This is a genomic window from Shewanella sp. 10N.286.45.A1 (genome assembly GCF_041470405.1).
In the GTDB taxonomy this organism is placed as follows: Bacteria; Pseudomonadota; Gammaproteobacteria; order Enterobacterales; family Shewanellaceae; genus Shewanella.
In genome coordinates, this window is sequence record NZ_JBFRMK010000081.1 from 21095 (window position 1) to 33541 (window position 12447).

18 protein-coding genes are annotated in these 12447 nt (G+C 43.0%); 16 read left to right on the forward strand and 2 right to left on the reverse strand.

What is annotated here, in order from left to right; translation table 11 throughout:
• Positions 1–97 precede the first annotated feature (97 nt).
• The 5 genes from AB4238_RS07305 to AB4238_RS07325 all read left to right on the forward strand — a co-directional run bounded on the left by AB4238_RS07305 (position 98) and on the right by AB4238_RS07325 (position 2878).
• Complete coding sequence (locus AB4238_RS07305) at positions 98–415, forward strand: DUF2007 domain-containing protein (RefSeq protein WP_371995186.1); 318 nt, start codon at positions 98–100, stop codon at positions 413–415.
• Positions 415–774, forward strand: a complete 360-nt coding sequence (locus tag AB4238_RS07310) for a rhodanese-like domain-containing protein (protein WP_372032537.1) — start codon at positions 415–417, stop codon at positions 772–774. The genes AB4238_RS07305 and AB4238_RS07310 overlap by 1 nt, the downstream gene beginning before the upstream one ends.
• Positions 775–818: 44 nt before the next feature.
• Entirely contained in the window at positions 819–1730 is a 912-nt protein-coding gene (locus AB4238_RS07315; protein ID WP_372032538.1) for a bifunctional precorrin-2 dehydrogenase/sirohydrochlorin ferrochelatase, read from the forward strand.
• A 117-nt stretch (positions 1731–1847) separates the two neighbouring features.
• On the forward strand, positions 1848–2393 hold the full coding sequence (locus AB4238_RS07320; protein WP_372032539.1) for a YaeQ family protein: 546 nt from the start codon (positions 1848–1850) through the stop codon (positions 2391–2393).
• A gap of 242 nt (positions 2394–2635) precedes the next feature.
• Positions 2636–2878, forward strand: a complete 243-nt coding sequence (locus tag AB4238_RS07325) for a YecH family metal-binding protein (RefSeq protein ID WP_372032541.1) — start codon at positions 2636–2638, stop codon at positions 2876–2878.
• 89 nt (positions 2879–2967) lie between these two features.
• Here the strand turns inward: AB4238_RS07325 and AB4238_RS07330 are convergent, their stop codons facing one another.
• Positions 2968–3372 (reverse strand): phosphate-starvation-inducible protein PsiE, encoded by a 405-nt coding sequence (locus tag AB4238_RS07330; RefSeq protein ID WP_371995191.1) that lies wholly within the window; start codon positions 3370–3372, stop codon positions 2968–2970.
• A gap of 237 nt (positions 3373–3609) precedes the next feature.
• A complete protein-coding gene (gene suhB, locus AB4238_RS07335; RefSeq protein ID WP_372032542.1) occupies positions 3610–4413 on the reverse strand; it encodes an inositol-1-monophosphatase in 804 nt (267 codons plus the stop codon).
• A 160-nt stretch (positions 4414–4573) separates the two neighbouring features.
• On the opposite strand from suhB, the gene trmJ reads away from it, so the two are divergent.
• From trmJ to AB4238_RS07390, 11 genes are all read left to right on the forward strand, one after another.
• Complete coding sequence (gene trmJ / locus AB4238_RS07340; RefSeq protein ID WP_372032543.1) at positions 4574–5338, forward strand: tRNA (cytosine(32)/uridine(32)-2'-O)-methyltransferase TrmJ; 765 nt, start codon at positions 4574–4576, stop codon at positions 5336–5338.
• 15 nt (positions 5339–5353) lie between these two features.
• A complete protein-coding gene (gene cysE, locus AB4238_RS07345; protein ID WP_372032545.1) occupies positions 5354–6175 on the forward strand; it encodes a serine O-acetyltransferase in 822 nt (273 codons plus the stop codon).
• A 196-nt stretch (positions 6176–6371) separates the two neighbouring features.
• Positions 6372–6833 (forward strand): Fe-S cluster assembly transcriptional regulator IscR, encoded by a 462-nt coding sequence (iscR, locus tag AB4238_RS07350; protein ID WP_020911844.1) that lies wholly within the window; start codon positions 6372–6374, stop codon positions 6831–6833.
• Between the two features lie 84 nt (positions 6834–6917).
• Positions 6918–8132 (forward strand): IscS subfamily cysteine desulfurase, encoded by a 1215-nt coding sequence (locus AB4238_RS07355; RefSeq protein WP_371995195.1) that lies wholly within the window; start codon positions 6918–6920, stop codon positions 8130–8132.
• Between the two features lie 40 nt (positions 8133–8172).
• Complete coding sequence (gene iscU, locus AB4238_RS07360; protein ID WP_020911846.1) at positions 8173–8556, forward strand: Fe-S cluster assembly scaffold IscU; 384 nt, start codon at positions 8173–8175, stop codon at positions 8554–8556.
• A 14-nt stretch (positions 8557–8570) separates the two neighbouring features.
• A complete protein-coding gene (iscA, locus tag AB4238_RS07365; RefSeq protein ID WP_372032546.1) occupies positions 8571–8894 on the forward strand; it encodes an iron-sulfur cluster assembly protein IscA in 324 nt (107 codons plus the stop codon).
• Between the two features lie 17 nt (positions 8895–8911).
• Entirely contained in the window at positions 8912–9436 is a 525-nt protein-coding gene (hscB, locus tag AB4238_RS07370) for a co-chaperone HscB (RefSeq protein ID WP_372032548.1), read from the forward strand.
• A 72-nt stretch (positions 9437–9508) separates the two neighbouring features.
• Positions 9509–11371 (forward strand): Fe-S protein assembly chaperone HscA, encoded by a 1863-nt coding sequence (gene hscA / locus AB4238_RS07375; protein ID WP_372032550.1) that lies wholly within the window; start codon positions 9509–9511, stop codon positions 11369–11371.
• A gap of 8 nt (positions 11372–11379) precedes the next feature.
• The gene (fdx, locus tag AB4238_RS07380; RefSeq protein WP_371995199.1) at positions 11380–11718 is read left to right on the forward strand and encodes an ISC system 2Fe-2S type ferredoxin; all 339 of its coding nucleotides are present in this window, start codon (positions 11380–11382) and stop codon (positions 11716–11718) included.
• A 136-nt stretch (positions 11719–11854) separates the two neighbouring features.
• Positions 11855–12052: a Fe-S cluster assembly protein IscX gene (gene iscX, locus AB4238_RS07385; protein ID WP_372032552.1), complete on the forward strand. Its 198-nt coding sequence runs from the start codon at positions 11855–11857 to the stop codon at positions 12050–12052.
• Between the two features lie 197 nt (positions 12053–12249).
• Positions 12250–12420, forward strand: coding sequence for a hypothetical protein (locus tag AB4238_RS07390; RefSeq protein WP_371995201.1), 171 nt, complete (start codon positions 12250–12252; stop codon positions 12418–12420).
• Positions 12421–12447 lie beyond the last annotated feature (27 nt).

The window sequence follows — 12447 nt, forward strand, 5'->3', positions numbered from 1 at the left end:
ATAGCTAAAACAGGATAATTATAATCTGTAATCTGGATATCATTAGCCGTAGTAGTTATTAGAGCTTGCCAATAGAGCAATTGCAGTAGGAAATAACATGGATGATAAAATGCGGTTACTTGCAGCTGGAAACTTATTAGAAGCCCACACTTGGAAAGGTATGCTTGAATCAAGTGGCATAGCGGTGGAAGTGAAAGGAGAGGCGCTTTTAGGTGGTGTCGGTGAATTACCCACTGGGATCCAAAATGTCGAGCTATGGGTTGCTGAAGTTGACTACGTTAATGCTAAAACCCAGATGGCTTCTATTAATGCTGAGAGGCCGCAATGGAAATGCGTTAACTGCCATGAAGTTAACGAAGCAAGTTTCGAGCTTTGTTGGAATTGTAGTGCAGAAAGAAGTGAGAAATACAGCTGATGAAACATAACCCCGCATTTTTAGCCTTAGTTGAGAGTATTCTTCCTCAGATTAAAGAAATCACGGTTGAGCAATACCAAGGGGATCAAAAATATACACTTATTGATGTTCGTGAAGATCATGAGTGGAATAAAGGCCATCTACCTAATGCCCACCATTTAGGAAAGGGCATTATCGAAAGAGATATTGAAACTCGATTTCCTGATAAAGCGATGCCTCTGGCATTATATTGCGGAGGTGGTTACCGGTCCGCAATGGCAGCTTTAAACCTACAAGTTATGGGATATTCCGAAGTTGTCTCAGTAGCGGGTGGTTATAAAGCTTGGCTTGAGAGACAATTGCCAATTGATAAAGATTAACCCTTACATAAAACATATTAGCCCCTCTGAGGTACGTTCGTTAAATGCAGTATTTTCCGTTGTTTGTCGATACCCAATCTTTGAAAGTACTCATTGTTGGCGCTGGGGATGTGGCTAGCCGCAAACTTGAGCTATTGAGCCGAACTGATGCAGAAATTCATGTGATTGCAAGAGATTGCAGCAATGAAGTGCTCGCATATCAGCATAAGGGGCGCATTAGCCTTGAGGAGCGCGAAGTTAGTTCTGAGGATGTTTATGGCTGGGACTTAGTCTATTTGGCGACTGCAGATAAGACACTGAATGAACAGCTAGCAACATTAGCGCAGCAACGCAATATTTGGGTCAATGTTGTCGATAACCCTGACTTCTGTCGGTTTATAACCCCGTCAATTATTGATCGAGGTCGTTTACAGATAGCAATTAGTACCGCTGGCGCTGCACCTGTTTTTGCTCGAGAGCTAAGATCTCGGCTTGAATCATGGTTACCACAATCCATTACACCGCTATTTGACTTTATCGCCGAGCGCCGCAACGATGTTCAGCAAAGGTTACCTGTGTTCAAAGAAAGACGAGTATTTTGGGAACGTTTTTTTAAGCTTAACCAGTCTCGCTTTGATGCTGATACTCCGAACCATTATCAAGATAGTTTTTCGCTTTCTAAGGTCAAAGGGGAGCTGGTACTGCTAGATACTGAAATAGATGCGGAGTTACTTCCAATTGCTGCGATGCCATATTTACAAAAGTTAGACACTATTTTTAGCAGCATAGCGTTGCCCCATACGCTTAATGAACTGCTTCGTCGAGACGCCGCTAGAAGTGTGGTCGTTAATGATAAAGAACTTAAGCAAGCACTGGATGGCGGAGAACACTGCTTGGTATATGCAGAAGTGGATGAAATTGATCGATTATCTGTATTATTTCCGCAAGCAAGGCGTTTTATAATGGGCGCTATTTAACGGTTATTCTATTCTGATAATTAAATTTTCAGTTTAAGGCTAAAGCGCTGTTATCTTTAGCCCCCTGTTACTCAATATAGGGTACACTTAGCCGCAAATACCTTGTCGAAAACTCTCATGGCCTTAAAAGCAACAGTATTCAAAGTCTCTATTCAAATTGCCGATATGGATCGCGGCTACTATAACGATCATCAGCTTACACTTGCGCAACACCCGTCAGAGACTGACGAACGCATGATGGTGAGATTACTTGCTTTCGCGATGAATGCCAGCGAATCACTCGCTTTTAGTAAAGGCATGTGTGTTGAAGATGAACCAGAGCTTTGGGATAAGACTTTATCTGGTGAAATTGATCTGTGGGTAGAGTTTGGTCAAAGTGATGAAAAGTGGTTACGCAAGGCTTGTGGTCGCTCAAAACAGGTTTTACTTATCACCTACGGTGGCAGAAGCGTACCAATATGGTGGAAGCAAAACGAAGCAGCATTTGAGCGTTATGACAATTTAACGGTAATTAATATTCCAGAAGACGCAGTTAAAGCAATGGGGCTGCTCGTCGGTAAGAATATGGCTTTACAGATCAATATCTGTGAAGGGCAAATTTGGATCTCAGATGACAATGATAGCGTGTTAGTTGAACCCGAGTTATTAAAAGGCGAACTGTAACCTGAACTTTTTCTCGAATTCAAGCGCCAGTCAGACGACTGGCGTTTTTGTATCGAGTCGATAGCGATACTCAATGAAAGCTCTGCTATTATCATGACCCAAAAGAAATACCAGCACTTATTTTAGCATTTTTGTAGCTCTTGTTAGGCAAAGAGTTGAACATTGCTGCTTAGATCAAAGTTTACCGTATCAGTTTTTAGTATAAAGATGCTTAATAGATACAGCTTAGATATCGAGGAAATATGTCAGAGTCAATACACGGTCATCAAGTGATGGAAATGATGCTTGAACATGGCGAGTCGTTAACGCCGCAAGCACTTAAAGAGCTAATGCATGCTAAGTTTGGCGCCGAGGCTCACTACCATACTTGTTCAGCTCAAGAAATGGATGCGGATGCACTCATCGCTTTTTTAGAAAAAAAGGGTAAGTTTATTCATTCAGAAGCGGGCATAGCAACTGCTGCAGATCGTATTTGTAGTCACTAATTTTTTAAACTTGAGCGAAAGTGTGAATATAAAAAAAATGCTCAAAGCAAAAGCTTTGAGCATTTTTTATTGGAAGTCCAAGAAGATAACTAATCATCTTCCTTAGGACGAGGATAAGGTAACTTTAATTGTCCCCAGCGGATCACAATCACGGTGGACGCCAGAATAAGTGTGGAGAAAGAGATAGCAGCTATTCGCCAATCATCCATCGCTTTCATATCTAGAATGAGATAGCGAGCTAATGCAACAATAGCAATATAGAGCGGCATCCTAATAGGTAACTTACCAGACTCAGCGTAGTGAGACACCATTGCCAACACTTCTAAATAGATAAACAATAGTAGTAAATCCGCGAGAGCGACTTCACCAGCTTTAAAAATATGAACTATCTCTTGGCCAATTGCGACAATCGTAGCAATTGCAATAATAATCAATACTAAATGTTCAACGGCTTTAATACTGGTAATACCGTATTTTCGATACATTTTATCCATGTTGTTCCCTAATGCAGTCGTTTAATAAAGAGTACCAGTAATTGCTAAAAATGCGACATGAGGGATGTGATGCTTTTCACAGTTGCGTGTTTTATTTAGCGAAATCAGCATTTTGTAAGACTAGTTTCTGTACAGAACAAGCGAGTTATATAGTCTTATTGCGATAGACACAAAAAAGCCGCCAAACAAGGCGGCTTTTAACACTTCATCTAGATTGCTCTAGATGTGCAGTGATTACTAGCGTTTAAGTGCTTCGCTCAATAATGGGCGGAATGACTTAACCAGTGCAGTGGTTGTTTTTGGTGAACCAGCAACAATGTTACCTGAAGTCAGGTAGTTATGGTTACCAGTAAAGTCAGTTACAGTACCGCCAGCTTCACGGACGATCAAATCACCCGCAGCGATATCCCAAGGCTTAAGACCAATTTCAAAGAAACCATCAACTCGGCCAGCAGCAAGGTAAGCAAGATCGAGTGCTGCAGAACCTGCACGACGAAGATCTGCACATTGGGTGAATGTTGAGGCAAAAAGCTTCATGTAAGTTTCTGTGTGTTGCTTCGCCTTGAATGGGAATCCTGTGGCGATGATGTTGTCACTTAAATCATTAGAAGACTTAACACGGATACGGAAGTCATTTAATTTAGCACCTTTACCACGAACAGCTGAAAATAGCTCATCACGGATTGGGTCATAAACAACAGCAACTTCTGTTTTGCCTTTAAACTGCATCGCGATAGATACAGCAAAGTGGGGAATACCTCTTACGAAGTTATTAGTGCCATCCAGTGGGTCAATGATCCAGACGTAATCTTTGCTCGTGCCTTTGTTCTCACCTGTCTCTTCACCTATGATAGTGTGATCTGGGTAAGCTTTACGGATCTGGTAGGTAATTGCAGCTTCTGCTTCTTTATCTACGTTAGTTACGAAGTCATTAGTCCCTTTTGAAGTTACTTCAATACGGTCTAATTCTGCATAAGCACGTATAATTGTTTGGCCGGCAGCGCGAGCGGCGCGCACAGCAATAGTATGCATTGGAAGCATTGCAAATCCCCTGGATGTAAAAGAACAGATATATAAATTATCGGAGCCGAATTATACGCATTTTTTCGGTTATATCAAATGCTGATTTTTGTGTACGTAAAAATTGCTGCTGTGTGGTAACATATTTTCAAGTGTTCACTCATATAAATTAAGTAATTTCATGCTCAGCAATATTCGCGTCGTTCTTGTCGGTACATCTCACCCTGGCAATATAGGTTCCACTGCCCGTGCAATGAAAACCATGGGGTTATCTTCTCTATATTTGGCGGAGCCAAAGGTTGCTCCAGATGGTCACTCAGTGGCGTTAGCGGCCGGGGCTTCAGATATATTAAAACATGCTGTTACTGTTGATTCTGTTGAAGAAGCTATTGCTGATTGTAGTTTAGTGATTGCAACTAGCGCTCGCAGTCGTACCCTAGATTGGCCAATGTTAGAGCCTAGAGAAGCCGGTGAAAAACTAGTTGAATCTGCGCTTACAGGGCCGGTAGCGATTGTATTTGGTCGAGAAAATAATGGCTTAACTAACGAAGAGCTGCAGCGTTGTGATTACCATGTCGCCATTCCAGCGAATCCTGAATACACCTCGCTTAACTTAGCACAAGCAGTGCAAATCATCTGTTATGAAGCACGGGTTGCACATCTTGCTCAGGTGCAAAAAGAGTTTGAAAGTAATAAGCCTGAAGGCTTTGTTGAGCCGGATAATGAATATCCGTTTTCAAAAGAGCGTGAAAATTTCTTCGAGCATATGGAGAATACGCTGCTTTCGACCAATTTTATTGTTAAACAGCATCCGGGACAGGTAATGACTAAGTTACGACGACTGTTTAGCCGAGCTCGAATTGAGCGTCAAGAGATGAATATCTTGCGTGGAATTTTGACTTCGGTCGATAAGATTGTCGCCAAAAAAGACAGTAACGATAAGTAAAGGGAAGTAGTTAGCATGGGTGTTATCGCGAGACTAAAAGATGATATAGCGTCTATTTACCATAGAGACCCCGCTGCGAATGGGACAATTGAAATTCTGTTCAATTACCCAGGGATGCAAGCAATATGGATCCACAGGATCAGTAATAAGCTTTGGGTACGTAAATGGCGACTGACGTCGCGATGTTTATCGACATTTTCTCGCTGGTTAACTGGAGTTGAAATCCATCCCGGAGCCACGATTGGCGATCGTTTTTTTATTGACCATGGTATGGGCGTGGTCATTGGTGAAACGGCTGAAATCGGCAATGATTGCACACTTTATCATGGAGTCACTCTCGGTGGTACTACATGGCAGTCCGGAAAGCGTCACCCTACGCTTGGCAATAACGTTGTTATTGGTGCGGGGGCAAAGATCCTTGGTCCTATAACCATGCATGATGGAGCACGTGTTGGCTCTAACTCGGTGGTTGTCAAAGATGTGCCTGTTGATACCACTGTGGTCGGGATCCCTGGTCGTGCAGTTGCTAGTCCTACAGAGCAATCTAAAGAGCAGACCGACCGACGTACTGAGATGGCGAAAAAATATGGCTTTGATGCTTACGCTGTTGCGCCTGATAACCCGGATCCTGTTGCTAATGCGATCGGACAAATGTTAGATCACATGCATTTAATGGATTCGAAAGTGCAAGAAGTTTGTCAAGCAGTACAAACTTTGGGCGGTAGCGTCTGCACAGAGAAGCTCCCTGAGCTAGAAGTTGACGAGTTTAGTGAGGCTGAATTGGCCGCGGCACAGAAGCGCCAGAAGTCATTAGATGAGTTTGATCCCATTATCTAGCTTTATGTGCGCCATTTTTAATAAATGGCATTGAATCTTGCCTAATAAACAGGTTAAATACCCCAGCAAAATGACGGGGTATTTAATTCCTGCCATGATCCTTATAATACTTGACCAAACCACTAGGTTAAATACTTGACTAAATTACTCGGGTATGATGAAATTAGCCTATGCTTTTTTGGGAGACGTAGTAGCAATGAAACTTACATCAAAAGGTCGATATGCAGTCACTGCAATGCTAGATGTTGCAATGCACTCAACTGATGGTCCCGTGCCATTAGCCGACATTTCAGAGCGCCAAGGGATCTCTCTATCTTACCTAGAACAACTTTTCGCAAAGCTAAGAAAAAATGGTCTTGTATCGAGTGTCCGTGGCCCAGGTGGCGGATATCGCTTAGGCACAGATGCATGCGAAATTTCTGTCGGTATGGTTGTACGAGCCGTTGATGAATCAGTTGATGCCACACGCTGCCAAGGGCAGGGGAATTGTCAGAGCGGAACGCGATGCCTGACTCATTCTTTATGGGGCGACCTGAGTTCACAGATTTCTGATTTTTTAAACGGCATTTCGCTTGCCGGATTAATGCGAAAGAGAGATGTGCAATTTATCTCTGTAAAACAAGATAAATTGCAGCAGGAACAGAGAATCAGCATTTAGCCGTCTCTGTTATTAACATAAAAATAATTTTTTTGTACGTTGTAAGTGGTAGCACTATGGCTGCCACAAAGTACGGAGTGTGTGATGAAGCTACCTATCTATTTAGATTATGCTGCGACGACGCCAGTTGACCCTCGTGTTGCAGAAAAAATGATGCAGTGTATGACTATGGACGGCATTTTTGGTAATCCAGCGTCTCGTTCTCACCGTTACGGCTGGCAAGCTGAAGAAGCTGTTGATATTGCTCGTAACCAGATCGCAGAACTTATCAATGCCGATCCGCGTGAAATCGTTTTCACCTCTGGTGCTACCGAGTCTGACAACCTTGCGATTAAAGGTGTTGCTCACTTCTATCAGAAGAAGGGCAAGCATATTATCACTAGCAAGACTGAACATAAGGCTGTTTTAGACACTTGTCGTCAGCTAGAGCGTGAAGGTTATGAAGTGACTTACCTTCAACCTGAAGCTAGCGGTCTTATCCCAGTTGCAATGATTGAAGCTGCAATGCGCGAAGATACTTTGCTGGTCAGCATTATGCAGGTTAATAACGAAATTGGCGTTATCCAAGATATCGATGCAATTGGCGAACTTTGTCGTTCACGTAAAATTGTATTCCATGTCGATGCGGCGCAAAGCGTAGGCAAAATGCCAATTGATGTGCAGAAGACCAAAGTAGATTTGATGTCTATTTCTGCTCACAAAATGTATGGCCCTAAAGGTATTGGCGCATTATATGTGAGCCGTAAACCGCGTATTCGCCTAGAAGCAGCAATGCACGGTGGTGGACATGAGCGTGGTATGCGTAGTGGTACTTTGGCTACTCATCAGATTGTCGGCTTCGGTGAAGCTGCAGCGATTGCCAAAACGGATATGGAGTCAGATAACGAGCGTATTCGCCGTCTACGTGACAAGTTATGGAATGGTATTAATCACATTGAAGAAACTTACATCAATGGCGATATGGAGCAAAGACATTGCGGTAGCTTAAATGTCAGCTTTAACTTCGTTGAAGGTGAGTCTTTGATGATGGCACTTAAAGATCTCGCTGTTTCATCGGGTTCTGCGTGTACTTCAGCAAGTCTTGAGCCTAGCTACGTTCTTCGTGCACTTGGCTTAAATGATGAGATGGCACATAGCTCAATTCGATTCTCAATTGGTCGTTTTACGACAGACGAAGAAATCGAGCATGCAATAGAAACAATTACAGAATCTATTGGTAATTTAAGGGAAATGTCTCCGCTTTGGGAAATGTTCAAAGACGGTATTGATCTGGATTCAGTCCAGTGGGCACATCACTAACCTTAACAATAATAACGAATAGATAAATTGGAGTAGTATCATGGCTTATAGCGAAAAAGTAATCGACCATTATGAGAACCCACGTAACGTTGGTTCATTTGATAAGAACGATTCTTCAGTGGTAACTGGGATGGTTGGCGCACCAGCTTGTGGTGACGTAATGAAGCTTCAACTGCGTATCGATGATAACGGTATTATCGAAGACGCTAAATTCAAAACATATGGCTGTGGTAGTGCAATTGCATCAAGCTCATTAGTCACAGAGTGGGTAAAAGGCAAAACAGTTGAAGAAGCGGGTGCGATTAAAAACACCGATATCGCTGAAGAACTAGCACTTCCACCGGTTAAAATTCATTGTTCGATTTTGGCTGAAGATGCCATTAAAGCTGCTCTGGATGAGTATAAAACTAAGCAATCGAAGTAATACCTGGAGTTAAGATGGCAATTAGTATCACTCCCGCTGCGGCAGAACGCGTTAAAAGCTTTTTAGTGAGCCGCGGCAAAGGTTTAGGTCTGCGTTTAGGGTTAAGAACATCAGGCTGTTCAGGCATGGCATACGTACTTGAATTTGTTGATGACTTAAATGACGATGACGAACTATATGACGTTGATGGTGTAAAGATCATCATCGATGCAAAAAGTCTTGTCTATCTTCAAGGGATTGAGTTGGACTTCGTTAAAGAAGGCCTTAACGAAGGTTTCCAATTTAACAACCCTAATGCGAAAGGCGAATGTGGTTGCGGTGAGAGTTTTACCGTATAAGCTTTGAAAGTTAAACTATGAATTATTTTGAGCTGTTTAGTTTATCTCCTTCCTATGATGTCGATACCGCCATTCTTGCAGAACGCTACCGCGAACTGCAAAGGGCGGTTCATCCCGACAAGTTTGCTAATGCAAGCGAACAAGATAAACGATTGTCAGTGCAACGTACTGCGCAAATCAATGACGCCTATCAAACATTGAAAAACCCGATCCAACGCGCTGAACATTTGCTTGCCCTTAAGGGAATCGAGCTAAGTCACGAGTCTACTACGCTAAAAGATACACAGTTTTTGATGCAGCAGATGGAATGGCGTGAATCGCTTGAAGAGATTAGCGATAGCAATGATCCAGATGCGGAGATTGAAGCGCTTTATGATTCGTTTGATACGTTTGCTAAGCAGATCACATCCGTGCTCAAAGTGCAGTTGGAAAGTGATTTAGCATCCGATCATTTGCAGGCGGCTGACCAAATTCGTAAACTTAAGTTTATGGCGAAATTACAAGATGAGTTAGCACGAGTAGAAGATGCGCTTCTAGCTTAAGCAGCTTGTTGTTATTTTATAATTCTGTTGGCTCAATATGCTTGAGCCAACATTTTTTTAAGTTGGATATATATGGCACTTTTGCAGATAGCAGAGCCCGGACAAGCTGCAGCTCCACACCAACACCGATTGGCAGTGGGTATCGATTTAGGTACGACTAACTCTCTCGTTGCAGCTGTCAGAAGTGGCGTTGCAAATACATTACCCGATGAAAGTGAACATCACTCTTTGCCTTCAGTTGTTCGTTATACCCAAGATCGCGTATTTGTTGGACGTGAAGCTGAAGCTTTTTCTGCGCAAGATCCACAAAATACTATCGTTTCAGTAAAACGCTTCATGGGCCGCAGCCTAGAAGATATTCAGTCTGGCACTCAGTCACTGCCATATGCCTTTGAAGCCAGCGACAATGGTTTACCTATTTTTATTACCCCTAAAGGCAAAGTAAACCCGGTTCAAGTCTCTGCAGATATTCTTAAGCCGCTGGTTGAGCGTGCCGAATCGACATTAGGCGGCACGCTAGAAGGCGTCGTTATTACAGTGCCTGCATATTTCGATGATGCACAGCGTCAAGGCACTAAAGATGCTGCGGCGCTTGTTGGTGTAAAAGTACTTAGATTACTTAATGAACCCACAGCTGCTGCAATCGCTTACGGACTCGATTCTGGTCAAGAGGGAGTTATCGCCGTTTACGATCTCGGTGGTGGTACATTCGATATCTCAATTTTACGCCTCAACAAAGGTGTATTCGAAGTGCTAGCGACTGGCGGTGACTCTGCGCTCGGTGGTGATGATTTCGACCATATGCTACAAGCCTACTTCCAACAGCAATGGTCATTAGCTGAGGTGAGTGCGGGCTTAAGCCGTAAGCTACTTATCGAAGCGCGTAAGGTGAAAGAAGCATTAACCGATGGTGACAGTACAACTGCAACTGTTACAGATGACAACGGGAATGACTTATCCCTCAATGTTTCTCGTACAACGTTTGATGACATGATCAGTAAATTAGTTAAGAAGACAGTCTCTAGTTGTCGTCGCGCATTACGTGATGCAGGTGTAAGCAGCGATGAAGTGATAGAAACTGTGATGGTTGGCGGCTCAACTCGCGTACCGTTAGTACGAGAAGAGGTGGCTAACTTCTTTGGTAAAACTCCGCTAACATCAATCGATCCAGATCGAGTTGTTGCAATTGGTGCCGCAATTCAAGCTGATATTTTGGTTGGTAATAAGCCTGAGTCCGATTTACTCTTGCTTGACGTTATTCCGCTTTCTTTAGGTATTGAAACCATGGGCGGTTTAGTAGAAAAAGTGGTTGCTCGTAACACCACTATTCCAGTTGCTCGGGCCCAAGAGTTTACCACTTTTAAAGATGGTCAAACGGCTATGGCATTCCATGTCGTACAAGGTGAACGAGAACTCGTTGCTGATTGTCGGTCACTTGCTAGGTTTACGCTTAAAGGGATCCCACCGTTAGCGGCAGGCGCTGCACATATTCGAGTGACCTTCCAGGTTGATGCTGATGGGCTGTTAAGTGTGACCGCAATGGAAAAGTCGACCGGCGTTAAAACAACCATTCAGGTTAAACCATCATTTGGTTTATCAGATGTTGAAATTGGAAGCATGCTTAAAGATTCTATGGCGAATGCGAAAGAGGATATCTCTCGTCGTATGTTAGCCGAGAAGCAAGTCGAAGCAGCAAGGGTGCTAGAGTCATTGAGCGCAGCGTTGAACAAAGATGGTCAATTGCTGACGACTGATGAGCTTAATGGCATTCAAGGCGCGATGGCGTCGCTAGCGCAGCTTGCAGGCGAACAAGATACAGATGCTATCGAAAAAGCAATCGAAGCATTAGATACCGCGACGCAGGACTTTGCTGCCAAGCGTATGGATAATTCAATTAAACTGGCGCTTAAAGGCCAGTCAGTTGACAATATATAGGTTTCAATATGCCACAAATAGTTTTTTTACCTCACGAAGATTTATGTCCCGATGGCGCAGTTGTCGAAGCCACTGAAGGCGAAACGGTATTAGATGTTGCACTGCGCAACGGTATTTTGATTGAACATGCTTGTGAAAAATCTTGTGCATGTACGACTTGTCATTGCATCGTGCGTGAAGGGTTCGATGAGCTAGAAGAGAGTGACGAGCTCGAAGACGACATGTTAGATAAAGCGTGGGGACTCGAACCCGAAAGTCGCTTGTCTTGCCAAGCAAAAGTCCCAGATAGTGATTTAGTCGTCGAAATACCAAAGTACACCATAAACATGGTTAGCGAAGGTCACTAGACCGTCAGTTTCAGAATTAAACCAGTAGTGAACCTACTGGTTTTTTTTGCAATAATTTCAGCAATTCCACTCAAGCTATCTTGCCGGTACTAGAATTGGTTTATACTCAAATTACTTAGCATTGAAGGGGATCAGCATGGGACTAAAATGGATTGATTCGCAAGACATTGCATTAGAGCTTTTAGAAACGTATCCAGATATTAACCCTGAGATTTTTGGCTTTACTGATCTTTGTGAGTGGGTGATGAAACTCGGCGCCTTTGATGATGATCCTAACCATTGTAATGAACGGGTTTTGGAAGCTATTCAAGCTCACTGGATTGACGAGAAGTGAGACTATTTGTCATAGTTTTCTATACAGATGTGATCTAAATCATGTAAAGCTAGATCTAATAAGTGAAAGAACCCCTGGATTGATCGACATCAAGTTCACTCACTTTGTTTGATTTTAGGCTAGTTAAATAGGAAGCACTTTACCTAGCATTAATGTAAAAGTGATATGATTCAGCCGTTAAACAAAGGGACATCAATATGAGTAGGTTTCTAATACTTGCTACAGCTTTACTCACTCCAACGCTAGCATTTGCACATGAAGGCCATGGTGGCATTGGCTTATTCCATCATTTTATGGATCTAGCTCCTGCTCTGGCATTATTAGTCGTTATTGCAGCGGGTGTTATGTGGGTCAAGAATCGCAAGTAACCCACCCATAGCGTAATGCCGTTCACT

Excerpts from the sequence above, each read along its gene's own strand:
- iscA (WP_372032546.1), top strand. The coding sequence starts at position 8,571 with ATGGCAATTAGTATCACTCCCGCTGCGGCAGAACGCGTTAAAAGCTTT.
- AB4238_RS07325 (WP_372032541.1), top strand. The coding sequence starts at position 2,636 with ATGTCAGAGTCAATACACGGTCATCAAGTGATGGAAATGATGCTTGAA.
- iscU (WP_020911846.1), top strand. The coding sequence starts at position 8,173 with ATGGCTTATAGCGAAAAAGTAATCGACCATTATGAGAACCCACGTAAC.
- fdx (WP_371995199.1), top strand. The coding sequence starts at position 11,380 with ATGCCACAAATAGTTTTTTTACCTCACGAAGATTTATGTCCCGATGGC.
- AB4238_RS07315 (WP_372032538.1), top strand. The coding sequence starts at position 819 with ATGCAGTATTTTCCGTTGTTTGTCGATACCCAATCTTTGAAAGTACTC.
- AB4238_RS07320 (WP_372032539.1), top strand. The coding sequence starts at position 1,848 with ATGGCCTTAAAAGCAACAGTATTCAAAGTCTCTATTCAAATTGCCGAT.
- iscX (WP_372032552.1), top strand. The coding sequence starts at position 11,855 with ATGGGACTAAAATGGATTGATTCGCAAGACATTGCATTAGAGCTTTTA.
- AB4238_RS07330 (WP_371995191.1), bottom strand. The coding sequence starts at position 3,372 with ATGGATAAAATGTATCGAAAATACGGTATTACCAGTATTAAAGCCGTT.
- cysE (WP_372032545.1), top strand. The coding sequence starts at position 5,354 with ATGGGTGTTATCGCGAGACTAAAAGATGATATAGCGTCTATTTACCAT.
- AB4238_RS07305 (WP_371995186.1), top strand. The coding sequence starts at position 98 with ATGGATGATAAAATGCGGTTACTTGCAGCTGGAAACTTATTAGAAGCC.
- hscA (WP_372032550.1), top strand. The coding sequence starts at position 9,509 with ATGGCACTTTTGCAGATAGCAGAGCCCGGACAAGCTGCAGCTCCACAC.
- AB4238_RS07310 (WP_372032537.1), top strand. The coding sequence starts at position 415 with ATGAAACATAACCCCGCATTTTTAGCCTTAGTTGAGAGTATTCTTCCT.
- trmJ (WP_372032543.1), top strand. The coding sequence starts at position 4,574 with ATGCTCAGCAATATTCGCGTCGTTCTTGTCGGTACATCTCACCCTGGC.
- AB4238_RS07355 (WP_371995195.1), top strand. The coding sequence starts at position 6,918 with ATGAAGCTACCTATCTATTTAGATTATGCTGCGACGACGCCAGTTGAC.
- hscB (WP_372032548.1), top strand. The coding sequence starts at position 8,912 with ATGAATTATTTTGAGCTGTTTAGTTTATCTCCTTCCTATGATGTCGAT.
- suhB (WP_372032542.1), bottom strand. The coding sequence starts at position 4,413 with ATGCTTCCAATGCATACTATTGCTGTGCGCGCCGCTCGCGCTGCCGGC.
- iscR (WP_020911844.1), top strand. The coding sequence starts at position 6,372 with ATGAAACTTACATCAAAAGGTCGATATGCAGTCACTGCAATGCTAGAT.
- AB4238_RS07390 (WP_371995201.1), top strand. The coding sequence starts at position 12,250 with ATGAGTAGGTTTCTAATACTTGCTACAGCTTTACTCACTCCAACGCTA.